Genomic DNA, 23832 nt, shown 5'->3' on the forward strand with positions numbered 1-23832 from the left:
GATGCGCAGCATTACTGTTGACTTAGGCGAACGTTCTTATCCGATTTATATCGGCAGCGGTCTGCTGCAGAGTATCGGTGAACGCTGTACCGAAGCGGGGTTCGCGCAGCGCAGCCCGCTGCTGGTGGTGAGTGATACGGAAGTAGCGCCGCTGTATCTGGAGCAGGTGGAGGCCTCCCTCCGCAGCAGCGGATATACGGTGGTCAGCCATGTCATTCAGGCAGGTGAAGCCTCGAAGTCACTTGCCGTCTATGAAGAAGTTATTACCACCGCCATTCAAGGCGGTCTGGACCGAAGCTCAGCCGTGCTGGCGCTTGGCGGGGGAGTCGTTGGCGATCTGGCCGGCTTCGTTGCAGCATCTTATATGCGGGGAATCGGGTTTATGCAGATTCCAACGACCATTCTCGCCCATGACAGCAGTGTAGGCGGCAAGGTAGCCGTTAACCATCCACTGGCCAAGAATATGCTGGGTGCCTTTTATCAGCCTTCTATGGTGGTATATGATCTGGACACCCTAACTACGCTTCCACCCCGGCAGGTTGCTTCTGGCCTCGCTGAGGTAGTCAAGCACGGGCTGATTCTGGACCGTGAGTTCGCTTACTGGTGCCAGGAGCATGCGGTTGAGCTGTTAGCACTGGACCCTGAGGCGCTGGGATATGCGCTGGAACGCGGTTGTGCCATCAAGGCGGACGTAATCGGCGGTGATGAGCGCGAGCACGGGCAGCGTGCGATTCTGAATCTGGGGCATACCATCGGACATGCCATCGAAGCTGTCGGCGGCTATGGCACCTTCCTGCATGGAGAGGCGATTGCCATCGGGATGGCCGGATCTGCTCTGCTCGCAGCGAAGCTGGGCCGGGACAGACAGATCTACGAGGATACTGTATCGATGCTCACCGCCCTGTCGCTGCCGACCCGGCTGCCTTCGCAGTATAGCGGGGAAGAGCTGATGGAAGCGATGATGCATGACAAGAAATTCAAGGAAGGCCGAATGACTTTTATCGTGCCGGAGGCCATTGGTGAAGTTAGCATCTTCAATGATGTGCAGGCAAGCGATGTATCAGAGGTCATAGCCCAGCTTAAGAAGGAGGGGAGCCCATGGTGAACCGGGGCATACGCGGTGCAACGACCGTAACCCAGAATGAAGAGACGGAAATTTTACGTGAAACGGTGATCCTGCTGCGGGAGATTGTGGAGCGCAATGATGTGATCGCAGAGGATATTTGCAGTGTGTGGATTACGATGACTGCCGATCTGGATGCAACCTTCCCGGCACGGGCGATCCGTGAGATTGAAGGCTGGGAGATGGTTCCGCTGATGTGTTCCGTGGAGATCCCTGTGAAGGGCAGCCTGCCGAATTGTATCCGCCTGATGGTGCAGGTGAACACCGACAAATCCCAGCGGGATATGCGTCATGTGTATCTGAATGAAGCCCAGCGGCTTCGCCCGGATCTCTCACAGAGCAAGTAATAAATTATAATTACGGGGTTGTCAATGACTACCGTCATCATGTATAGTGAAGTTAGCCGAGTAAAGCAGAGTTTTGAATGAGTTGAGTAGAGTATAGTTGAGCTGAGTGTAGGATTTATAGCAGAGCAGGCCCTTGATTGTCAGTGTTCTTTTTTTGGCATACCTGTATAGCCGTAACTTATGATGAGTTGCTGTTGCGCTATCACTGTATGTATCCATGGAGGAATCTCTTGCATTCGGCTTTGTTCATGCTTGTCCCAGGCGCTTATTCACATACTGACTATCAACAAACCTCTACTCCGGTAGAGGTTTTTCTGTATTTCGGACCCTATCCGTTATCCCCCTAGGAGGTTACCCAAGTGACGAATCCGAGCATTGAAGAAGTGGTGTCGCTGTCGCGCGAATACAATCTGATCCCGGTTGTGACAAGATTGCTGGCTGATATGGAAACGCCGATCCGGCTGTTCCAGCGGTTTGCCGAGCAGGATCGCGCATTTTTGCTGGAGAGTGTAGAGGGCGGCATTCAATGGGCGCGTTATTCTTTTATCGGCAGTGATCCGTTCCTGATGATCTCCGGCAAAAAGGGGCAGATCCAGGTGGAGGTCGGCGGCGAGAAAAAACAGCTGTCCGGCAAACCTGTCGAGGAGCTGAAGGCGCTGCTCCGTTCCTACCGCAGTCCCAAGCTGGACGGCATGCCGCCGTTCACAGGCGGAGCCATCGGATTCTTCGGCTATGATCTGCTGCAGTATTATGAGAAGCTGTCCGCACATGCGGTAGATGACCTGAATATGGATGACATCCGCTTTATGTTCTGTGACCGCATTATCGTCTTCGATCATGTGAAGCAGCAGATTCTGCTGGTGGGTAATCTTCATATTAAGGATGGCGATACGGATTCGGATATCCGGGCCAATTACGAGGAACTGAGCAACCGCTTAGTGAATCTGGCAGAGGAGCTGCAAAAGGAAGGCCCGAAGGAGAACGTCAACCGCCGCAGCATTCCGCAGGATATCGAGCTTGGAGAGATTCACTCGAATCTCACAAAGGAGCAATATATAAGCAACGTAGAGCAGGCCAAAGAATACATCCGTGCCGGAGATATCTTCCAGGTGGTGCTGTCGCAGCGGATGCATATCGAGACCGAGGTCTCTCCGCTGCATGTGTACCGGATGCTGCGCATTCTGAACCCATCCCCATATATGTATTATCTGAAAATGGATGAGGAGATCATCGTCGGCACCTCGCCGGAAGCGCTGGTAAAGGTGGACGGCGGACGGGTGGAGACCCGGCCGATTGCGGGAACCCGGCCGCGCGGAGCGAGCGCGGCTGAGGATCATCAGCTCGCCGCAGAGCTGCTTGAGGACGAGAAGGAACGTGCGGAGCATCTGATGCTGGTCGACCTGGGCCGCAATGATCTGGGCCGGGTCTCAAAATTCGGCAGCGTGAAATGCAATACCTTCATGGAGATCGAGAAATACTCGCATGTCATGCATCTGGTCTCGAATGTGACCGGAACGCTGGCCGAGGATAAGGATTTCTTCGATGCCTTCCTCTCCTGCCTTCCGGCAGGTACGGTATCGGGAGCGCCGAAGCTGCGGGCGATGGAGATTATTGCCGAGCTGGAGCGGGAAGCCCGCGGTGCTTATGCCGGAGCGATCGGCTACCTCGGCTTCTCCGGGAACATGGATTCCTGCATCACGATCCGCACGATTATCTTCCGCAAGGGCCGTGCTTATGTGCAGGCCGGAGCAGGAATCGTCTGGGATTCCGTGCCGGAGAAGGAATATGAGGAGACGGTGAACAAGGCTAAGGGAATGCTGAAGGCGATCCGGATGGCGGAAGCAATGTTCCCCGCTGAGGTGAAGGAGAAGCAGGTCATTAACCAGGATTATATGTACGAATATACCCCGTGAACCGCGAATTAGCAGAGACGAGATCAGAAGAGCAGAGAATGCTCCATAAAACTTTTTGCGTATGCTTTCGGAGCCAGTTTTGTACGAAGCTGGTTCAGGAAGCCCCGCTCACAAAACTCTTAGGAGGACATCCACTATGGACGCAAGCCAGTTACTGCAATCAGGAATTGCCGGTTTAATCGAGGGAAAGGATCTTACCCGTACGCAGGCCCGCGAGATTATGGGCACGATTATGGAAGGTGCGGCTTCACCGGCGCAGATCGGAGCACTGCTGACTGCACTGCGGATCAAAGGAGAGACCGTTGAAGAAATCACCGGCTTCGCAGAGGCGATGCGCGGCTTCGGCACACAGGTGCTTACTGAGCGGAGCCAGCTGCTGGATACCTGCGGCACGGGCGGCTCCGGGATTCATAAATTCAATATCTCCACAGCTTCGGCGATCATCTCTTCCGCTGCTTCTGTCAGAGTGGCGAAGCACGGTAACCGTTCGGCGTCCGGCAGAGCGGGCAGTGCGGATGTGCTGGAGGCGCTTGGCGTCAATATCCATCTGAATGCAGAGCAGGCGCGGCAGTGTCTGGACAGTATCGGGATCTGCTTCCTGTTCGCTCAAATCTATCATCCGTCCATGAAGCATGCCGCTGCTCCCCGCCGTGAGCTGGGGGTGCGGACGGTCTTCAATATGCTGGGTCCGCTGACCAATCCGGCCGGAGCAGACCGGCAGCTGATGGGCATCTACGACCGTAACAAGACAGAGACGGTTGCCAAGGTCCTGGGTGAGCTGGGCTCCAAGCGGGCGATGATTGTCAGCAGCCTGGACGGCCTGGATGAGATCAGTATCTCGGCACCGACGCAGGTCTCCGAGCTGAAGCAGGGCGTAGTCACTACCTACGAAATTACACCGCAGGAGCTTGGCCTCAGCCAGCATCCGCTGGAGGATGTCATGGGCGGCGATGCCGCAGAGAATGCGGCGATTATTACTACAGTGCTGGAGGGTAATATCAATCCGTACCGTGATATCGTACTGGCCAATGCCGGAGCCTGCATCTATGTCGCCGGTCTTGCCGATACCCTTAAGGAAGGCGTGGACCGTGCCAGAGAGGTTGTGGATTCAGGAGCGGCGCTGCGCAAGCTGGAACAGTTAAAAGCGATGACAAAGGAGCTTGATTATGTATCTTGACCGGATTGTTGCCACGAAAGTAAAAGAGGTAGAAGCGTTAAGCCGGCAATTCTCGCTTGCCGCGGCGGAGCGTTCCATTGCCGCATTACCTGCTACAAGAGGCTTCCGCAGCGCCTTAACTGAACGCCGGAACCGGGAGATGGGGCTGATCGCCGAGGTGAAGAAGGCCTCGCCGTCCAAGGGGCTGATCCGGGCCGATTTTGATCCGGTGACGATTGCCCGGGGCTATGAAGCGGGAGGCGCCGATTGCCTGTCCGTGCTCACGGACAAGGATTATTTTCAGGGCAGCGGCGTGTATCTCCAGCAGGTAAGAGAGGCTGTACAGCTTCCGCTGCTGCGTAAGGACTTCATTATCGACGAGAAGCAGATCTATGAGGCCCGCCTGCTTGGTGCGGATGCCATTCTGTTGATTGCGGCCATTCTAACCCCGCAGCAGCTCGCCTCGTTCACCGACTCCGCTGCCGCGCTTGGACTCGATATCCTGATTGAGGTTCATGACCGCAGCGAACTGGAGACGGTATTGTCTACTGGTAAGGCTGAACATCCCGGGGTTCTGCTGGGTATTAATAACCGGAATCTCAAGACGTTCGAAACGTCGCTCTCCGCTACGGAGGAGCTGGCAGCCCTGCTGCCCGCCGGTCTTCCCGTAATCAGCGAGAGCGGGATTGCCGGGCCGGAGGATATTGCGTATCTCCGCAAGACACGGGCAACCGGTGTGCTGGTCGGAGAATACCTGATGCGCCAGCCGGATGTAGAGCAGGCCATCCATCAGCTGCTCGGTCCGCTTCCAGCAGGGAAGGATCGTGTGCAGAGTGACTGAACCTCTCGTAAAAATCTGTGGACTTCAGGGCGTTGAAGTGCTAAAATCTATGAATAGTTTGCCGCTCGATTATGTGGGCCTGGTATTTGCACCCAGCCGCAGGAGGGTTACCCCGGGTGTGGCTGTGGAGCTGATTGCAGAGCTGGGCAACTGGAAGTCTGAGCCGGCTCCCCGCCCGGTGGGCGTATTCGTTAACCCCGCTCTTTCTGAGCTGGCAGAGCTGCTGAGAACGGTACCGCTGGATGTTGTGCAGCTTCATGGACAAGAGAGTCCGCAGTTCTGTGCGGAGGTCAAGGCGGCTTTTCCCCAGATTAAGGTCTGGAAAGCCCTTTCGGTTGCCGGGTGCAGTACTGATGCGGGGGATGAGGTTCAGACTCTGCTGGACAGCTATGCGGGTACGATTGATGCGCTGCTGCTGGATACCTATGATCCGCAGGACAGCGGCGGTACGGGCCGTACATTTGATTGGGAGCAAATCCCCTTATACCAGCAAGCGGCGGCGAAGCATGCGCTGCCTTTATTTATAGCCGGAGGCTTGCATCCGGACAATGTGAACGAGCTGTTGGATGGTTACGGCCCTTATGGCGTGGATGTCTCCAGCGGAGTAGAGAGTAACGGCAGTAAGGATATCGCCAAAATGACAGCTTTCGTAGAAAGGGTGAAGCAATCATGATACAAGTACCGGACAAAAATGGACGTTTTGGTTCTTTTGGAGGCCGCTTCGTTCCTGAGACCTTGATGACTGCGCTGATTGAGCTGGAGGAAGCTTACAATAAATTCTCGGCAGACCCGGCCTTTCAGGAGGAAATAGATTATCTGCTCAAGCAGTATTCGGGCCGCGAGACCCCGCTGTATTATGCAGAGAGGCTAAGTAAGCAGCTTGGCGAGGCCAAGATCTATCTGAAGCGGGAGGACCTCAATCATACAGGCGCCCACAAGATCAACAACGCGATCGGACAAGGCATCCTGGCCAAAATGATGGGTAAAACCAAGGTGATTGCCGAAACCGGCGCAGGCCAGCACGGAGTAGCTACAGCTACGGTAGCCGCCTTGCTCGGCATGGAATGCAAGGTGTTCATGGGTGAAGAGGATACCCGCCGCCAGGCGCTCAATGTCTTCCGCATGAAGCTGCTCGGGGCAGAGGTTATTCCGGTGACCTCAGGCTCCAGAACGCTGAAGGATGCCGGGAATGAGGCGCTACGCTACTGGGTGAGCAATGTCGAAGATACATTCTACGTGCTTGGCTCGGCGGTAGGTCCCCATCCGTATCCGATGATGGTCCGCAACTTTCAGCGGATTATCGGGGATGAGACCCGCCGACAGATTCTGGAGGCGGAAGGACGTCTGCCCGATCTGCTGGTTGCCGCAGTAGGCGGAGGCAGCAATGCCATCGGTATGTTCTATCCGTTCATGGAGGATGAGCAGGTGGCGATGATTGGTGTTGAAGCTGCCGGTAAAGGCGTAGATACTCCGTTCCATGCAGCAACCATGAGCAAGGGAAGCCATGGCGTGTTCCAGGGCTCGCTGAGCTATCTGCTGCAGGACGAGCACGGACAGGTCATCGAGGCCCATTCCATATCGGCCGGACTGGATTATCCGGGCGTGGGGCCTGAGCATTCCTATCTCAAGGACATTCACCGTGCCCAATACGTGCCGGTGACCGATGCCGAAGCGCTGGATGCACTGAAGCTGCTCTGCGTGACGGAGGGCATTATTCCCGCCCTGGAATCGGCTCATGCCATTGCCCATGTGGTGAAGCTCGGCAAGACGCTGACCAAGGATGATATTGTGGTGATCTGCCTGTCGGGACGCGGTGACAAAGATGTCGAATCCATTATGGCTTATACGGAAGGGGCGAGCAGTAATGACAACTGAAACGACTAACCGGATGGACCTGGCTTTTAACCGGCTGAAGGCGGAAGGCCGTACTGCCCTTATTCCGTTCCTTACCGTAGGCGATCCTGATCTGGAGACTACACTGGATATTATTGCCGAGCTGGAGGCAGCGGGAGCGGATATCCTGGAGCTTGGCGTTCCGTACTCCGATCCGCTTGCCGACGGTCCGGTCATCCAGCGGGCGTCCGCAAGAGCCCTGCGCAGCAAGGTTCATCTGCGCACCTGTATGGAGACGGCGCTCAAAGCAAGGCAGGCAGGCAGCGGGCTGCCGTTCATCCTGTTCACGTATTATAATCCGGTGCTGCAGATGGGGCTGGATACGTTTTTTGCGGAGCTGAATACTCATGAGATCAGCGGGCTGATTATACCTGACCTGCCGGTTGAGGAATCAGAAGACATGCGTGCTCGCAGCCGTGCCGCGGGCGTGAATCTCATTCCGCTCGTAGCCCCGACCTCCAGCGAACGGATTGCCCGGATCGTATCCGGCGCAAGCGGCTTTGTCTACTGCGTATCCTCGCTCGGTGTAACCGGGGAACGCTCAAGCTTCCACAGCGGAGTAGATGAATTCATAGCATCCGTCCGCCGGTCTACGGACCTGCCGGTTGCTGTAGGATTCGGAATCTCCACTGGAGAACAAGTATCCCGGTTTGCCAAGATCTGTGATGGTGTAGTAGTGGGCAGCGCCATTGTCCGCAAGGTGGAGGAAGTTATTCCCCTCTTGTCCCAGCCGCAGATGAGAAGCGCCGGACTGTTGCAAATTCGTGAATTTGTGGCACAATTAAGACCTAATTAACTTTTGGAGAGCGAGGATCACCCATGAATCCAAAACCGAATATCGTTGACCTTCCTGTCTACAAGCCTGGGAAGCCGATTGAAGAAGTCAAGAAGGAGCTGGGCTTAAGCGAAGTCATTAAGCTGGCATCCAACGAGAACCCTTACGGGGCTGCACCAAGTGCGAAGGCCGCTATCGTAGCGGAGCTGGATAACCTCTTTTTATACCCAGACGGCTCTGCCGCTGAGCTGACGGCGACGCTGGCTAAGCACCTGGGCGTGGCGGGTGACCGTATTATTTTCGGATGCGGATCGGATGAGATTATTGCTCTGATTGCCCGTGCCTTCTTCCTGCCCGGCGACGAGACGATTATGGCCGATCAGACTTTCTCTGTATATAAGAGCAATGCGGATATCGAAGGGGCTGTAACTATAGAAGTCCCGCTTAAGGACGGAACGCATGATCTGGACTCGATGCTGGCGAAGATTTCGGACCGGACCAAAATCGTCTGGATCTGCAATCCGAACAATCCAACCGGTACCATTGTGCCTGAGGATGCTCTGATTTCGTTCCTGGATGCAGTACCTGCGGGCGTAATGGTAGTCCTCGATGAAGCCTATTACGAATATGTGACGGATCTCAGCTACACCGACGGCATTAAGCTGATCGACAAATATCCTAATCTGGTAGTCCTTCGTACCTTCTCCAAAATCTATGGTCTTGCTGCGCTCCGAATCGGCTATGGTGTAGCCAGCCAGCAGGTGATCTCCCTGATTAATCAGGTGCGTGAGCCGTTCAATACGACCCGCCTGGCTCAGGTGGCGGCTGTGGCGGCACTCTCCGATCAGGAATATGTACAGCAGTGCCGTGCCCTTAACAGTGCAGGGATTGTGCAGCTTGAGGCGGAATTTGCGCGCCTAGGGCTTACGTCGTTCCCGGCTCACGGGAACTTCATTATGGTGGATGTACGTAAGCCTGCGGCTGAAGTCTTCGATACGCTGCTGCGGCAAGGAATCATCGTCAGAACAGGCTTCCACCGGTATCCGACCTATCTGCGGGTGACCATCGGCTCCGCCGAGCAGAACACAGCCTTCGTAGCTGCCCTGGAGCAAGCGCTGAAGGAGCAGGAAGTTCGCGCATAACCGCAACAGGCTCAGAAGCCGGATTGACGATACCACAGAAGGCAGGTAGTACTAAGAACATGACGACAAAAATAGCAATTTTCGGTGTCGGCCTGATCGGCGGCTCACTGGCCCTATGCTTCAAAGGCAAGGAGGGTCTGACCGTTGTAGGCCATGCCCACCGTCCTGAATCTGCTGCCAAATATGTGAGCAGAGGTGTGGTTGATCAGGCTACATTATCTCTTGAGGAAGCTGCACTGGATGCGGATTATATCTTTCTGTGTGTGCCGGTCGGCATGCTTGAGGACTATCTTCAGCGGTTAAGCAGGCTGCCGCTGAAGGCGGGCTGTATCATTACAGATGTCGGCAGCACCAAGGCCAGCATCGCCGCGTGTGCCCTTGCACTGGATATTCCCGGTGTACATTTCATCGGAGGCCATCCCATGGCCGGATCGGAGCGTTCAGGCGTAGAAGCAGCCTCCTCTTTACTGTTCGAGAATGCTTACTACGTACTCACCCCTCCGCCAGGTGTACCTGAAGCGGCATACCAGGCTCTGGAGTCGCTCCTGCTGCATACGAGAGCACAGATTGTCCGGCTAGATCCGGAGCGCCACGATGAGATTGTTGGAGCGATCAGCCATCTGCCGCATATTATTGCGGTAGCCCTGGTGAATCAGATTCATGCATATGACCATTCGGACTCCTTGTACAGCACGCTGGCTGCAGGGGGCTTCCGCGATATTACCCGCATTGCTTCGAGCGATCCGATCATCTGGCGCGATATTCTGCTGAATAACCGCTCTGTGATGCTGCGGCTGCTGAAGGATTGGAATGATGAAGTGTCCACGTTCATCCATCTGCTGGAGAGCGGGGATGGTGCAGGGATCGAGTCGGCCTTCCAGGAGGCGAATCAATTCCGCAGCCAGCTTCCTGAGCGGCGCAAGGGAATGATCACTCCGCTGTTCGATCTGCATATTGATGTTCCCGATCATCCCGGCATTATCGGCCGGATTGCTACGGAGCTGGGCGACCAGGGCATCAACCTCAGCAACGTGCAGATTATTGAGAGCCGCGAGGATGTTCCCGGGATCATGCGCTTATCCTTCCGCCAGGAGAACGATATGGAGCGGGCCAGAATTCTGTTGCAGGAGAATGATTATACCGTATATATGTAAAAAGGAAAATAAGAGCCGGGGCTTGAAGCTCCGGCTCTTATTTTTTTGAAACTTAACTGCTTTCTCTAAGGAGTAAGTGGACAAATGTATCTTAATTCAGCGATAGTTGCTGGATATTAGGAAGCAAGTGGAAAAACAGCAACTATTATTGCTGGTTTCTGCCATACAACGGAGGAGGAGCAGAAATAAGTGTTGTTTGTCCAGCTATTGCACCGAAAAAGAATCACACTCCCTAAATAAGTGGAGGATATCCACCTGCTATGAGAGGACGCCCCGGCTCCCGCAAAGAACAAACGCTTGGTAAACACCCAAATGTTCGTAAAAATGGGCAAAAAAAAAGACCGCTTACATAATAAGCGGTTACAGTTCACAATTTCTTGGAACCGTGTAGTGTTTGGATAGGAGTGGAGAGAAACCATACTGTACTTTTATTATATGTATCCGTTTACATTTTGTCAACACTTTATTTAAACCAAATTATCATTTAAAAAAGACCGCTTTCACCGGCCGGTCTGCACATCTCTCAAAGTCTATTAATTTCCTCCTGTTAGAAACTGTGCTATACTAGGTTAAGTATGTTTATAGATTCCTTCCAGGTATAGGTAACCGCTTGCTGAACAAGTGGAGAGAGGCTGCGTTGTCCTGTAAGGAGAATGCTGCCATTCTTCTGACTTGAAAAGAATGAAAGTTGTAAATATGCGAATTTTTTTCAGTATTTACATACACCAAGCCTTAAATAACGGTTAGTTGAATATACATAGGAAGATTGGATTTTTGTGCTGCAAATTTGAAGTAATGCCGCAACTTTTTGTTACCTGCCCGGTATAAGTAGATACGGACCGGACGGGATTACACGTGCAAGGGCGAGGAGGGCCGACTCACCATGACGGATTCCCAGTTGATCCAGCTAATCAAGCAAGGCGATACAGAATTATACTCGGAACTCATGCGACGATATCAACGCAAGATATTGGCGTTTGTGTACCACATGCTGAAGAACTCCCATATGGAGCTGATTGCCGAAGACCTCTGTTCAGAGACCTTCTACAAAGCCTTCCGGAGTCTTCATTCCTTCCGGGAAGTTGATGCTTCTTTCTCCACATGGCTGTACACGATTGCCCGCAATACAGTGCTGAGTGAACTTCGTAAGAACCGTGCCGGGAATGTGTCGCTCGAAGAGAGCGGATATACGCCTGTGGCACCGCTTGATGTTGCGCCGGAACAGGCAGCATTGCGTAAGGAACGGATGGAGCTCGTCCGCGAAGCGATTAACAATCTCCCGGAGAAGCAGCGTTCCGCGCTGATTCTGCGTGAATATGATCAGATGGATTATCAGGAAATTGCTGTGATTCTGGAGCAGAGCGTCAGCTCAGTGAAGTCACTGCTGTTCCGGGCTAGAAGCAGTGTGAAGCTGCAGCTCGAATCCTATTTCTATGAGCCTGAAGCTGAAGAGCAGGCTGAGAGGGTGTAAGGCCTATGAATTGCAGGGAAGCGCAGGATTCCATTCCACACTTGTGGGACGCTCCCCCCACAGATCCCAGGCGGATTAGACTTGAGAGACATATCGCAACCTGCTCCTACTGCAGTGCCGAATGGGCACTGTGGCAGGAGACCAGTGAGCTTATGCAGGATACAAGATTCGATGTCAGCGATGAGCGGGCAGAAGCGATTAACAGTAAGGTTATGGAGCGGATCTATCTGGAGAGCCCTTGGCTTATGCCTGGAGACGGGAAGTCTGCGGGGAGCTCTACAGTATTCCGGCATCGTTTAACCCTCTGGATTGCCTGCTTCTTAGCGGTGTTTATCTCCAGCTTCTTATATTTCACCGTGTTCAAGACCCCTTCGAATACGACGGCGGCACAGAGCGGGATCGTCGAGACAGGTGTGGCAGGCTTAACTCTGGACTGGTCTTCTTCCTATCCGGTGGAGTCTGAGGGCGGGATCATTGAGCCGCTGGTGGCCAATATGGGGCCTGCACATCCGCAGTACTGGATGGTATTGTCGACGCTGGGCGTCGGATTATCCATATTCCTGCTGGTCCGTCTGAACCGGTACCGCAGACAATGAGAACCCCCTTCCCGAACCTGGAGAAGAGGGTTTTTGATTTGAATACAAGAATGTATGTGTATCCTCTTGCTCTAAAAAAGAAGACATTTGTTTTCATTCGTGTTACATTAGTAAGCAAACATAAAAGGGAAGGGAACGGTGATAGGCGATGCTGATCGGCTTAATACGCCATGGGCTGACGGATTGGAATGCGGTAGGTAAAATTCAGGGACAAAGTGATATTCCGCTGAATGATGAAGGCAGGCGGCAGGCTGAGATGCTGGGCGACCGGCTGCTGCAGGAGCCTTACCACTGGGACTATTGTATTACCAGCAGCCTGTCGCGTGCAGCAGAGACCGGCAAGATCGTAGCGGCCAAGCTGGGTATTCCTCTCCTTGAGCCGGATGACCGTATCCGTGAGCGTGCCTACGGCCAGGTGGAGGGCATGACAGCCGAAGCCCGTGAAGCCAAATGGGGCAAGGATTGGAAGCTGCTGTCTCTGGGACAGGAGAGCGATGAGGCGCTTCAGGTCCGGGGTCTTGCATTCCTGGAGGATATTACGGCCCGCTTCCCGGGTAAGAATGTCCTGGTCATCTCCCATGGAGGATTCCTTGCGCAGCTCTACACCGCACTATACAAAGACAAATATTCGGAACGGCTCGGCAATCTCTCACTCACGATTCTGGAGAAGAATGAGCAGGAATGGAATCCTTTATTGTACAACTGTACCCGTCATATTTTACAAAAACAGCATTAACCCGACCCTTCGGGTTATTTTTTTTGCGGCAAAAGGAATAAAAAGGGCTGTATTTCCCATAATGGTAGTAAAACAGTGAGGCGATGAGAGATGAATCTGGCGGATATGCTCACTTATGCAGACATTGGTCAGCTGACCGCCATTGCGGGACGCTATCAGTGTGAGTGCAAACGGAATTCCAAACATGATTTGATTCAGAGTATATTGATTACCTTGGGCAGCCGGGAATTCATGGAGTCCCATATTAAGGGGAGTTCCCCGGGAGAGCTGCGTTTGCTGAACAGCCTGCTCTTTGATGAACGCAGTCACTTCAGCCTGGAGGATCTGCTGGCTGCTGCCAGGCAGGCTTCCTTCGATGCCCCGCCCGGCAAAAGCGGTGACTACCGCGAGCTGGTCAGCCGGCTTAAGAACAGCGGCTGGTTGTTCAGCGGAGTCTCTCAGCAGAGCCGGTATCTGTTCCAGGTGCCGCTGGATCTGAAGAAGCGCTTCCGTGAGCAGATGGGCCAGTATTTGCAGCAGCGGATTATTCCTGTCCCGGAGCCGGCGGTCTACAGGGGAGAGGGAGATTTACTGGCCGGGGATCTGCTGCTGTTCCTGCGGTATGTGAAGGAGAATGAGCCTGAGCTGAACCAGGAAGGCGCGCTTTATAAGCGCAATCAGCAAGGGCTGATGAATGCGCTGCAGATTACGGAGCCTTTGCTTGGCAAGGGTGGCTGGAGGTTCGGCTACGGCAGGGCTTGTGAGCATTATCCGCCGAGATTTGCCCTGATGTACGATTATGCCCGCCACCGCCGCTGGATCTCCGAGGAAGGCTACAGGCTGCAGCTTACAGCCGCAGGCGGGCATTTTCTGGCGGAGGGAAAATCCGAGAAGCTGATGCAGTTATTCTCCTTTTGGTTAAGACTGTATAAAGGGGCTATTCCCAATTTGCCTTCGCTGGTCTACTGGATCAGTCTAAGTGCCGGCAGATGGGTGACCACAGCCTCGCTGTCAGAAGGAATCGGCTGGCTGATCAAGCCCTTCTATTACGATGATGCCGCTTCCATTCTGGAACAGCGCATCTTGCGGATGATGCTGCATCTGGGCATGCTTAAGCTTGGTGAGCAGCCCGCAGGAACAGTGGTCATGATGACACCCTGGGGATGTGAGGCGGCTGTGCCGAAGCATCTGCTCAGGTAAGGGGGAGAGAGATGCGGATTGCCTATGGGAGTTACATACCGCAGCTTGATGAATCAGTCTATGTGGCGGAAGGCGCTAAGCTCGTTGGCGATGTAAGAATAAGCAAACAATCCAGTGTCTGGTTCAACGCCGTACTTCGCGGTGACCTGGCGCCGGTGATCATCGGGGAACGCTGCAATATCCAGGACGGTGTGGTCGGCCATGTGGCGGAAGGATTGCCGCTGGTGCTTGCGGATGACATCTCGGTCGGGCATTCAGCAATCATCCATGGCTGCCGGATAGGCAAGGGCACATTAATCGGAATGGGTGCAATTGTACTGAACGGAGCAGAGATTGGTGAATATGCTTTAGTAGGAGCCGGCTCTATTGTAACCGAGAACAAAATCATTCCTCCGTACACACTCTCCTTGGGCACACCGGCCAAAGTAATCCGTGAACTGACTGAGCAGGATCTGCTGAGGATGGCACGCACAAGTGAAAGCTATGTGAAAAAAGCATTGGAATACGGAATTTCTTAAACAGCGGAGGTGTATCGAATGGACAAAATGAAGGCTACTTATGAAGTGATGCTGGGGCTGGCTGCGGAAATGGTGTGGGATGAAGCATTAAGAAAGCGTCGTACCGACATGTTGTACCTGGAGATTGACACGGCGCTGGCTGCCGGTGATGAGGCGGCTTTCCGGAATCTGACTGAAGAACTGAAAAGTTTGGCATAGGAAATGCGCTTGGCGCATTTCTTTTTTTCTGTATTAGGGATTGCCAAGCTGAATACACTTGTTTATGATGCTTTTAAAGTAAAAATGCATGCTGCAGGATGCGGCTAGAGGAGGCGAATCTATGAAATTCAGTGATTTTGACAGTAGAGCCTGGGAGACCGACGGACATTTTTATGATACGTGCATCATTCCTTATAGCGGACTTCAGGGCACGGAGACTCCGCCTGAGACCGCCACGTTACTTGAACGCCAGCGTGATTTCCTGGAATTGGCTGAACAACCGTACAAGGGGAGGGTCGTGACTTATCCGGCGGTACAGTATGCCGGGCCCGGAATGGGAGCTATTGTGAATGAACTTTGCCGAAAAGTCAAATCCAGCGGCTTCCAGTACGCAATCGTGATGTCTGCCAATGAGGGACTGCGCAGGGAGGATGTTTTTGAAAGCGATTTACTCCTTTGCCTGCCTGAGATAGTGGCTGATTCCAGGGCAGGGGTAAGCGCGTATGTGCGCAGCGAAATCCAGACCTTATGGCAGAATGAAAAATAAGTTAAATGTGACGGAAAATCAACAATTTATTAAAAAAGCACCGAAAACGCCTGTCACAATTTAGACAATATTCTTGACGGGTTTTGGACCCTAAGCTATGATTAGGATGAACTTATATGAACTGTGATATTTTTCATTGAAAACGGATTTTTTACCTAAAATACCTATGCAATAACTCTGCAGGTGCCTTCTCACATTTTGAAAAGGGGGTTACATACAGTATGAGCAGCCTTAATGAAGAAGAAGTGTCACTTCCGCAAGAACCGCCCAGCCGAAACGAGATGTCACGCAGACAGTTTTTAACCTATACGTTAGGCGGGGCGACCGCCTTTATGGGGGCCGGCGTTATTTTGCCGATGGTCCGGTTTGCTGTGGACCCGATTTTGCAGAAAAAAGGCGAGGGGCAATTCATCAAGGTAGCCGAAGCGTCCAAAATTACAGAGGAGCCCCAGGAGTTCACCTTCGAGCTTCCGCAGCAGGACGGATGGTATGCCAGTACAGCGATGCTTACGGCGTGGATTCGTAAAGACGCGAACGGAGATATTTATGCGCTTTCACCCATCTGCAAGCATCTGGGCTGCACCGTAGGCTGGAATAATAACAAGGCGTATCCCGATGAATATCATTGCCCTTGCCATGGTGCCCGCTACACGAAGCAGGGCCGGCAACTTGCCGTTGCTGCTAAACCGCTGGACCAGTACACCACCAAGATTGACGGAGGCTGGGTATATCTCGGTGAAATCATTCCTAATACTGTTTCGGCGAAGGAGGCGTGAACGGCGTGTTCAAAAACGTATATAACTGGATTGATGAACGTCTGGATATTACACCGATCTGGAGAGATGTTGCCGACCACGAGGTCCCTGAGCATGTCAATCCGGCACACCATTTTTCAGCCTTTGTCTACTGCTTCGGCGGACTAACGTTCTTCATCACTGTCATACAGATCCTTTCAGGAATGTTCCTGACCATGTACTATGTCCCGGATATTATTAATGCCTATGCCAGTGTGGAATATCTGCAGACCAAGGTCGCCTTTGGTAAAATCGTACGCGGCATGCATCACTGGGGCGCGAGTCTCGTCATTGTGATGATGTTCCTTCATACGATGCGTGTGTTCTTCACCGGTTCGTACAAGGCTCCACGCGAGATGAACTGGGTAGTGGGGATGCTGATTTTTTTCGTCATGCTGGGACTGGGTCTAACCGGTTATCTGCTTCCGTGGGACAATAAGGCGTACTTCGCCACCAAGGTTACGCTGGAGATCGCCAATTCGGTTCCGTTCATGGGGCCGGTGCTCAAGGAGCTGATGCAGGGCGGCAGTATCGCCGGGGCCGAGACGCTGACCCGGTTCTTCGCCTTACATGTATTCTTCCTCCCGGCGGTTCTGCTTATTCTGCTTGTCGGGCACTTCATTATGATCCGCAGACAAGGCATATCCGGTCCGCTGTAAAATAACGTATAGGAGGCACAGTCATGGCACACGGAGACGACTCCAAAGAGAAGGTGGTATTCGTCGGGGATTCCCGGGTCCGCAGAGGGAACGGATTCATTACCCCGCCGGATTATACGGCGTATCCGGGTAAATCGGAAGCCTTTATCCCTAACTTTCTGCTCAAGGAATGGATGGTTGGTGTAGTAGTGCTGGTGGGGATTCTGGTTCTGACCATCTCAGAGCCGGCTCCGCTCGGCTTCCCTGCCAATCCGGCAGCATCGGTTATTCCGATTCCCGACTGGTATTTTCTCTTCCTCTATCAGTATTTGAAGCTTCCTTACGCATCCGGTGACTATATTGTGCTGGGGACGCTGGGTGTGACTGGGGTGGCCTTCGGGGCTCTGCTGCTGGCACCTTTTCTGGATACCGGCCCGGAGCGGCGGTTCTACCGCAGACCGATTGCATCCTCGCTGATGTTCCTGTCCCTCGCTGCAATCGTCTATTTGACCAATACAGCCTGGACAGAATACAAGCATGAGATGGCTGAGACCGGCCAGATTCCAGAGGATGTTCAGCGCGAGGAGAAGGCGGCCGAGAACAGGGCTGCGGGTTTGCCAACCACAAGCGCCGTCAAGCCGAAGGATATTGCCATTGTGGACAAGGACGATCCGGCTATGGCTCTCTATAAGCAAGCAACCTGTATAACCTGCCATGCCGTAGATATGAAGGGCTCCGGCAGTATTCCCTCACTGCGCGGTGTCGGTGACAAGCATGATCAGGCAGCGATTCTTACTATTATAAAAGAAGGTAAGGGTCAGATGCCGCCGATGGTTGAAACAGCTATGGGGGCAGGGCTGACTGAGCAGGATATCGATGAGCTGGCCGGCTGGCTTGCCAAACAAAAAAGCGGACAGTAAAATAACAGTAACGCAAAACCTGATCGTCTATGCGCTCAGGTTTTTGTCATGTCATGAAGCTCCAACAGTCGGGGGGAAGTTGTACATATGCCGGGTCATTGGTTTGAGAAGTTATTTAGGGACCGAAGAATAATATGGCTGCTGTTTATCGTAAATCTGCTGGGGACGGTCTACGGATATATGTGGTATGGCAATCAGCTCACATTCACAGCTCAGACGGAACCGCTCTGGCTACTGCCGTTCGTTCCAGACAGCCCTACGGCCAGTCTGTTCTTCACAGCTGCACTACTGCTGTTGCTCTATCCGCCAAGAGGGCTTGCAGGAACACTGGCGCGTGAGCTGATTGAAGCGTTGGCTGTATTAACATCAGTGAAATACGGGATATGGGCGGTCAGTATCATAGTGGCCGGCGGTTATCAGGGGGATTCGATCACCTGGAAGGACTGGATGCTGATGATCTCCCATACCGGAATGGCTGTAGAAGCCTTGATCTATGCCCGGTTCTTCACCTTTCGGAGAATGCTGCCTGTGGCGCTTGCGTGGACGTTCGCTAATGATATAGTGGATTATTCACAAGGCGTGTATCCATGGCTGCCCTCGGTGCTTGATGATGATCTTATCACTGTTCAGTATTCCACCATGGGGCTTACGCTGTTCAGTACAGCCGCTGCCTGGCTGTTTTGCGGCCGGACAAGGCGTCCGGCACTTCCGGACAGAACTGCCATGAAGCGCTGAGCCTCCGTTCTAACTCTTGTCCTTCCGCCATACATTAAGGTGGGAGGGATGTCTTATGCCGCGCAGAAAAGTAATCATACTGTCTGGAATTCTGCTGTGCTGGCTGCTCGCCGGTATCAGCGTAGACCGCGTTCAGGCTGAAGCGGGGGATGCTGCTGCAGGCCATGGAAGCACAGCTTACATAGAAGCAGCCGGAAGTGTACCCAGTGATCCCGCTGCGCTCACAGCCAGGAGTGGAGCACAGCGGCTGGAGCAGGCTGCGGAAGCTCTGTATGGGTATGTGCTTGAAGGCGATGTGCTGAAGGCCCGCCAGGAAGCAGAGGAAATCTCGCAGATCTTCATCTCGTCATCCTTCGAAGGGATGACCTCAGTGGAGGGGATCAATGCACTCTCGTCCGTTATTCTGGATATGAAGTCCGCACTGGCTGCGGCCCAGCCGTCCCCGGAGAGATGGGAAGCGGCTGCGGCGAAGCTGCGGCTTGCCGCTAACAGCCTGAATCACCCGCGCCAGCCCATGTGGCTGCAGTATTATAAGCTGGTCCGTGAGGATCTGAACGATATGGAGCAAAGTGCCGCCGCGAATGATCTGAAGGGCTGGACAGCGGCGCTGGCAAGACTTCAGAGCCGGTACGCGAATATCCGGCCTGCCGTGATGATCTCCCGGCCTGCTGAGACGGTGAACGCCTTTGATTCCTGGCTGTCATATGCCGGTGGGGTGGCAGGCTCGGAGCAGCCCGTGGAACGGGCCCGCCTGCTGGAGATCGTATCCTACGGGCAGGATGCAGCAAGAGTGATGTTCGGCAAGGAGCGCAGCGAGCCGGTCTTGTCGCTGCCGCTGGCTCCGCAGCAATACGGGGGCTGGGCTTTGCTGGCAGGCGCGTTCATCTTTACGGTGCTGGCGTATACGGCTTATCGTAAGTATCGTGGCCAGAAGCGGGATTTGAAGACCGTGTAGCATAAGGTCGAGGGAACAGAGGATACAAAGAGGGCGGACCCCGCTAGCAGCTATTGCTGGCTTGCGGGGTCCGCCCTCTTTTGAAATATAAGAATTTATATGTTGCACACGATAAATTATCCTTCTATTTCTCGCTGAAACGGGTGCCGCCCTCTAAAAAAGGACGGCAAAGCCGTTTCCACTTGTGTATAGATTACGTCTCCCGGAAGCCTTCGCCGTGAACATCATGAACGTCACTGATAATGACGAAGGCTTTAGGGTCTACCGACTTCACCAGCAGGCTGAGCCGGCGGATCTCCTGCCTGGAGACCACACAGTAGACCATATGCTTGGCCTGCTTGGAATAGGCGCCGATTGCCGGGATCAAGGTCACGCCGCGCTCCAGCTCAGCGGTGATCAGTTCGGCAATTCTCGGAGCCTCGTCGCTGATGATGGTGAAGGCTTTGGCCGCGTAGGCTCCTTCCTGGATGAAATCAATTACGCGTGAGGCGATGAAGACGGCCACAAGCGTATATAATATTTTTTCGCGGGGAATGTAGAGCAGGGAAGCCCCGATAATGATGATATCCACGGCCAGAATAATCTGTCCCATACTCCAGCCGAACTTGCGTCCCAGTATCCGTGCTACAATATCTACACCCCCGGTGGTGCCTCCGAAGCGGAAGACAATCCCCAGACCCAGACCCAGGGTAACCCCTGCATATAATGAAGCAAGAATAAAATCATGCTCTGTACTGAACGTCACAATCCAGCCTGCTTTAATCATCCGTTCAAATAACCAGAGGAAAAAAGACAGGGCGCCGATGCCAAGACCCGTATACACGATCTGATTCGCCCCGAGCACCTTCCAGCCGAGCAGAAAAAGCGGGAGGTTCAGCAGCAGTGTCGTTAAGAAGATCGGGATGTTAAAGGCGTAATTCAGCAGGATGGTAATCCCGGTAACTCCGCCCTCCATCAGCTGGTTGGGAATGATGAAATACAGTAGTCCGAATGCGTAGATGGCTGTGCCCAGCATGATGGGGGCCACTGTTTTACTGACTGTGCTGATTTTAATGGTTGAACTCATATAATCCCTCGCCTACGCCTCTAAATGGGCAATTTATATGTAATGATCCCCCCGGAGAGCACGTAAGCTCCAGGCGGCATTGCAAAAAAGATTTGTCTTCAAAACGTCTTTACGATAACATAGGGGCAAACAGAAGGCAAGAACACACGGGGGTGGAACAATAATTTATGGATAAAAGCCTTGGTGACATTCAGCGTGAGGTGGATGCCTATATCTCACAGTTTAAAGAAGGCTACTTCAGTCCGCTGTCGATGCTGGCCCGGATGTCCGAGGAAGTTGGAGAGCTGGCCCGCGAAGTGAACCATCAATTCGGCGAAAAACCGAAAAAAGCGGATGAAGCCGATAATTCGATTGAGCTGGAGCTGGGTGACATTCTCTTCATTACCGTTTGTTTCGCCAATTCACTCGGTATAGACTTAACTGAGGCACACAATAAGGTTATGCACAAATTCAATACGCGTGATGCCGGGCGCTGGACGCCCAAAAACACCGATTAGGCCTATGCTACATATGCTGTACCAAACGAACGGGATTTAGCCGTAAGGATGGTGAGGATATGGATCATAATGATTATGTAAAAGCGGCCTACCGCTCGATACTCCGCAGTGACTTTGCTGAGGCCATCACCTTGTTCGAGGCGGCCATTGCCGCTAGTCCTGATGATGCGGAAGTCAGATACCGCTGCTCTATTACCTATGCCCGCAGCGGAATGCTGGATAAAGCGCTTGAACATGCTGTAGCCGCACGCCGGCTGGATGGGACTAAACCGGAGTATCAGCTGCATCTTCAGCATCTGCAGGCCCTCCAGCTTGTGCAGGAGGCGAAGCGGCTGCTGGAGGATGAAGCAGCGGAAGCGCTAAATCCGTACCATCCGATTACGCTGCTGAAGGAAGCTGTATCGCTTGATCCTCTCTACGGGGATGCTTATGTATGGCTGGCGATTGCGCACAGCCGGATGAATGAACATCTGCAGGCGATTGCAGTACTCAAAGAAGTCATGTCGCTGCACCCGGATGACAGCGGACTGCGTCTGCTGATGAAGGATCTGCAGAAATCGCTGCAACACTATATACAATAATAACAGAGCCAGGGAAAGCGGGGAGAATTCATTTGAGTGACAAGATCAGAGTTATTGTCTCCGGAGCTGGAGGCAGAATGGGCAAAGAGGTTGTGAAGCTGGTATTGCAGGATGATGAACTTGAGCTGGCGGCAGCGGTGGACCGCTCTGCACATGGCAAAGATGCCGGCCGGCTGGTTGGCCTTGAGGAATGCAGTATACTTGTGACTTCGGATCTGGAGACTGCGCTTGCTGATACAGCGGCCGATGTAATGGTAGATTTTACGATTCCACAGTCGGCATATAGCAATACTGCACTGGCGGTCAAGTACGGCGTCCGTCCGGTTATCGGTACCACCGGCTTCACGCCGGAGCAGATCGCCGGGCTGGACAAGCAATGCCAAGAGCAGGGAATCGGCGGACTGATTGCACCTAACTTCTCCATCGGTGCGATTCTGCTGATGAAATTCGCTGCCCAGGCCGCAAAGTATTTCCCTCATCTCGAAATTATCGAATATCACGGAGACCAAAAGCTGGATGCTCCTTCAGGAACAGCGATTAAGACGGCAGAGATGATCTCTGAGGCGCGGCAGGAGCTCCGCCAGGGACATCCCGAGGAAGAAGAGATTATTGAAGGCTCGCGCGGCGGGTATTATAACGGCTTCCGTATTCACAGTGTGCGGCTTCCGGGTGTGTTTGCCCAGGAGGAGGTTGTCTTCGGCGGGTTCGGACAGTCGCTGAAGATCCGTCATGACTCCTATGAGCGTGCGGGATATATGCCGGGAGTCAAGCTCGGAATTCAAAAGGTGATGGGCTATACCGGCTTGATTTACGGTTTTGAGCATTTTATAGAATAGACGGGGAGAGAAACAGAATGTTGAAAATTGCTTTTATCGCACATGACCGTAAAAAAGATGAAATGGTTAATTTCGTAACCGCTTATGAGCATGTCTTCGAAGGGCACCAGTTATTCTCCACCGGAACGACGGGCCAGCGCATCATGGAAGTGACCAAGCTCTCCATTCACCGTTACATGTCCGGGCCGCTTGGCGGCGATCAGCAGATCGGCTCTATGGTCGCTACAGATGAGCTGGATTTGATCATTTTCTTGCGTGATCCGCTGATGGCCCAGCCGCATGAACCGGATATTACGGCACTGCTGCGTCTGTGTGATGTGTACGGGATTCCGGTTGCCACGAATATTGCTACAGCAGAAATCCTGGTGAAGGCTATTGACCGGGGAGATTTCGGCTGGCGTGAGCTGGTACATAAATACAAGCCGGGTGTGGACGAGTCATGAAGCTTGACATTCTGGTATTCGGCGCGCATGCGGATGATGCCGAGATCGGCATGGCAGGAACGATTGCCAAGCACACTGCCGCCGGATTCAAGGTGGGAATGTGCGATTTGACCCGGGCGGAGATGTCCTCGAACGGAACAGTGGAGCTTCGGGAAAAGGAGGCTGAGCAGGCTGCCGCAGTGCTGGGCGCGTCGGTACGGAGTAATTTGGGGCTGCCTGACCGGGGCCTCTCTCTGACAGAGGGCCATCTGGCCGCTGTAACTGCAGAAATCCGCCGCTATGCCCCGTCGATGGTATTTGCCCCTTACTGGGAAGACCGCCATCCCGATCATATTGCCTGCAGTAAGCTGGTGGAGGAAGCGGTATTTAATGCCAAGCTGCGCAAATATATGCCGGACAAGCCTGCGATTGCGGAGCCACAATTATATTTCTATTTCATTAATGATCTTGGACGGACGGACCTGATTGTCGATGTGACTGCGCAGTATCCGCTGAAGGAGCGGGCATTGTCCTGCTACCGTTCACAGTTCGGTATCACTCCGGGAGAGGATGCCGTAGCGACTCCTCTGACAGAAGGATATATTGACCGCGTCCGTTCCAGAGATATGCTGCTCGGCCAGCGGAGGCTCATTCCTTATGCCGAAGGGTTCGCTGGTAAGGTACCGTATACTGTGGATCTGTTCAGTGCTGCACGCGGATAAGGCGCAACTCGACAAAGCCCGGAAAACAACTATAATTAATTCATATCGTTACTTGAAGTAATAGAGCTAAGTTAAAT

General features: G+C 53.3%; 28 protein-coding genes. 27 read left to right on the forward strand and 1 reads right to left on the reverse strand.

Translation table 11 applies throughout. From position 1 onward, the window contains the following. Window position 1: 1 nt before the first annotated feature. The 22 genes from aroB (at window position 2) to MKX63_RS16435 (ending at window position 19631) form a co-directional block, all read left to right on the forward strand. Window positions 2-1105 carry a 3-dehydroquinate synthase gene (aroB, locus tag MKX63_RS16330; RefSeq protein WP_341018331.1) on the forward strand — a complete coding sequence of 368 codons (1104 nt, stop codon included), beginning with the start codon at window positions 2-4 and terminating at the stop codon, window positions 1103-1105. Next, window positions 1099-1470, forward strand: coding sequence for a chorismate mutase (gene aroH / locus MKX63_RS16335; RefSeq protein ID WP_341018334.1), 372 nt, complete (start codon window positions 1099-1101; stop codon window positions 1468-1470). The genes aroB and aroH overlap by 7 nt, the downstream gene beginning before the upstream one ends. Before the next feature lie 359 nt (window positions 1471-1829). Next, the gene (gene trpE, locus MKX63_RS16340) at window positions 1830-3383 is read left to right on the forward strand and encodes an anthranilate synthase component I (RefSeq protein WP_341018336.1); all 1554 of its coding nucleotides are present in this window, start codon (window positions 1830-1832) and stop codon (window positions 3381-3383) included. A gap of 136 nt (window positions 3384-3519) precedes the next feature. After that, window positions 3520-4560 (forward strand): anthranilate phosphoribosyltransferase, encoded by a 1041-nt coding sequence (gene trpD / locus MKX63_RS16345; protein WP_341018339.1) that lies wholly within the window; start codon window positions 3520-3522, stop codon window positions 4558-4560. After that, on the forward strand, window positions 4550-5380 hold the full coding sequence (gene trpC / locus MKX63_RS16350) for an indole-3-glycerol phosphate synthase TrpC (RefSeq protein ID WP_341018342.1): 831 nt from the start codon (window positions 4550-4552) through the stop codon (window positions 5378-5380). Before trpD ends, trpC begins: the two co-directional genes overlap by 11 nt. After that, window positions 5373-6053 carry a phosphoribosylanthranilate isomerase gene (locus MKX63_RS16355; protein ID WP_341018344.1) on the forward strand — a complete coding sequence of 227 codons (681 nt, stop codon included), beginning with the start codon at window positions 5373-5375 and terminating at the stop codon, window positions 6051-6053. The genes trpC and MKX63_RS16355 overlap by 8 nt, the downstream gene beginning before the upstream one ends. Continuing rightward, window positions 6050-7255, forward strand: coding sequence for a tryptophan synthase subunit beta (gene trpB, locus MKX63_RS16360; RefSeq protein WP_341018347.1), 1206 nt, complete (start codon window positions 6050-6052; stop codon window positions 7253-7255). The genes MKX63_RS16355 and trpB overlap by 4 nt, the downstream gene beginning before the upstream one ends. Continuing rightward, window positions 7245-8069 carry a tryptophan synthase subunit alpha gene (gene trpA, locus MKX63_RS16365; RefSeq protein ID WP_341018349.1) on the forward strand — a complete coding sequence of 275 codons (825 nt, stop codon included), beginning with the start codon at window positions 7245-7247 and terminating at the stop codon, window positions 8067-8069. Before trpB ends, trpA begins: the two co-directional genes overlap by 11 nt. Window positions 8070-8092: 23 nt before the next feature. Next, window positions 8093-9190: a histidinol-phosphate transaminase gene (gene hisC, locus MKX63_RS16370; RefSeq protein WP_341018352.1), complete on the forward strand. Its 1098-nt coding sequence runs from the start codon at window positions 8093-8095 to the stop codon at window positions 9188-9190. Between the two features lie 59 nt (window positions 9191-9249). Beyond that, window positions 9250-10344 (forward strand): prephenate dehydrogenase, encoded by a 1095-nt coding sequence (locus MKX63_RS16375; RefSeq protein ID WP_341018355.1) that lies wholly within the window; start codon window positions 9250-9252, stop codon window positions 10342-10344. Window positions 10345-11227: 883 nt separating this feature from the next. Beyond that, on the forward strand, window positions 11228-11815 hold the full coding sequence (locus MKX63_RS16380; RefSeq protein WP_341018357.1) for an RNA polymerase sigma factor: 588 nt from the start codon (window positions 11228-11230) through the stop codon (window positions 11813-11815). Window positions 11816-11967: 152 nt separating this feature from the next. Continuing rightward, entirely contained in the window at window positions 11968-12411 is a 444-nt protein-coding gene (locus MKX63_RS16385) for an anti-sigma factor (protein WP_341018359.1), read from the forward strand. 148 nt (window positions 12412-12559) lie between these two features. Next, window positions 12560-13147, forward strand: a complete 588-nt coding sequence (locus MKX63_RS16390; protein ID WP_339310367.1) for a histidine phosphatase family protein — start codon at window positions 12560-12562, stop codon at window positions 13145-13147. 90 nt (window positions 13148-13237) lie between these two features. Further along, a complete protein-coding gene (locus MKX63_RS16395) occupies window positions 13238-14326 on the forward strand; it encodes a hypothetical protein (protein WP_341018360.1) in 1089 nt (362 codons plus the stop codon). 11 nt (window positions 14327-14337) lie between these two features. After that, window positions 14338-14844, forward strand: a complete 507-nt coding sequence (locus tag MKX63_RS16400; protein WP_341018362.1) for a gamma carbonic anhydrase family protein — start codon at window positions 14338-14340, stop codon at window positions 14842-14844. 18 nt (window positions 14845-14862) lie between these two features. After that, entirely contained in the window at window positions 14863-15042 is a 180-nt protein-coding gene (locus MKX63_RS16405; protein ID WP_341018363.1) for an IDEAL domain-containing protein, read from the forward strand. Window positions 15043-15163: 121 nt separating this feature from the next. Beyond that, a complete protein-coding gene (locus MKX63_RS16410) occupies window positions 15164-15589 on the forward strand; it encodes a DUF2487 family protein (protein WP_341018364.1) in 426 nt (141 codons plus the stop codon). Between the two features lie 221 nt (window positions 15590-15810). Further along, a complete protein-coding gene (locus MKX63_RS16415) occupies window positions 15811-16365 on the forward strand; it encodes a ubiquinol-cytochrome c reductase iron-sulfur subunit (protein ID WP_341018366.1) in 555 nt (184 codons plus the stop codon). A gap of 5 nt (window positions 16366-16370) precedes the next feature. Further along, window positions 16371-17042 carry a menaquinol-cytochrome c reductase cytochrome b subunit gene (gene qcrB, locus MKX63_RS16420; RefSeq protein ID WP_036727267.1) on the forward strand — a complete coding sequence of 224 codons (672 nt, stop codon included), beginning with the start codon at window positions 16371-16373 and terminating at the stop codon, window positions 17040-17042. Window positions 17043-17065: 23 nt separating this feature from the next. After that, the gene (locus MKX63_RS16425) at window positions 17066-17941 is read left to right on the forward strand and encodes a menaquinol-cytochrome c reductase cytochrome b/c subunit (RefSeq protein WP_341018367.1); all 876 of its coding nucleotides are present in this window, start codon (window positions 17066-17068) and stop codon (window positions 17939-17941) included. A gap of 87 nt (window positions 17942-18028) precedes the next feature. Then, window positions 18029-18676 (forward strand): DUF1405 domain-containing protein, encoded by a 648-nt coding sequence (locus tag MKX63_RS16430; RefSeq protein WP_341018368.1) that lies wholly within the window; start codon window positions 18029-18031, stop codon window positions 18674-18676. A 55-nt stretch (window positions 18677-18731) separates the two neighbouring features. Beyond that, window positions 18732-19631 carry a sporulation protein YpjB gene (locus MKX63_RS16435; RefSeq protein WP_341018370.1) on the forward strand — a complete coding sequence of 300 codons (900 nt, stop codon included), beginning with the start codon at window positions 18732-18734 and terminating at the stop codon, window positions 19629-19631. A 193-nt stretch (window positions 19632-19824) separates the two neighbouring features. Here the strand turns inward: MKX63_RS16435 and MKX63_RS16440 are convergent, their stop codons facing one another. Next, window positions 19825-20697 (reverse strand): YitT family protein, encoded by an 873-nt coding sequence (locus MKX63_RS16440; RefSeq protein ID WP_341018372.1) that lies wholly within the window; start codon window positions 20695-20697, stop codon window positions 19825-19827. 167 nt (window positions 20698-20864) lie between these two features. Between MKX63_RS16440 and MKX63_RS16445 the strand changes: the two genes are divergently transcribed. The 5 genes from MKX63_RS16445 to bshB1 are packed head-to-tail and all read left to right on the forward strand — an operon-like array spanning window position 20865 to window position 23755. Further along, window positions 20865-21194, forward strand: coding sequence for a nucleotide pyrophosphohydrolase (locus tag MKX63_RS16445; protein WP_036698080.1), 330 nt, complete (start codon window positions 20865-20867; stop codon window positions 21192-21194). A 59-nt stretch (window positions 21195-21253) separates the two neighbouring features. After that, the gene (locus tag MKX63_RS16450) at window positions 21254-21775 is read left to right on the forward strand and encodes a tetratricopeptide repeat protein (RefSeq protein ID WP_341018373.1); all 522 of its coding nucleotides are present in this window, start codon (window positions 21254-21256) and stop codon (window positions 21773-21775) included. Between the two features lie 32 nt (window positions 21776-21807). Next, window positions 21808-22611 (forward strand): 4-hydroxy-tetrahydrodipicolinate reductase, encoded by an 804-nt coding sequence (gene dapB, locus MKX63_RS16455; RefSeq protein ID WP_341018375.1) that lies wholly within the window; start codon window positions 21808-21810, stop codon window positions 22609-22611. A 17-nt stretch (window positions 22612-22628) separates the two neighbouring features. Continuing rightward, window positions 22629-23054: a methylglyoxal synthase gene (mgsA, locus tag MKX63_RS16460; protein WP_341018376.1), complete on the forward strand. Its 426-nt coding sequence runs from the start codon at window positions 22629-22631 to the stop codon at window positions 23052-23054. Then, complete coding sequence (bshB1, locus tag MKX63_RS16465) at window positions 23051-23755, forward strand: bacillithiol biosynthesis deacetylase BshB1 (protein ID WP_341018378.1); 705 nt, start codon at window positions 23051-23053, stop codon at window positions 23753-23755. The genes mgsA and bshB1 overlap by 4 nt, the downstream gene beginning before the upstream one ends. Window positions 23756-23832 lie beyond the last annotated feature (77 nt).

The sequence above is a fragment of the Paenibacillus sp. FSL R7-0179 genome (assembly GCF_038002265.1).
Taxonomy (GTDB): domain Bacteria; phylum Bacillota; class Bacilli; order Paenibacillales; family Paenibacillaceae; genus Paenibacillus_AQ.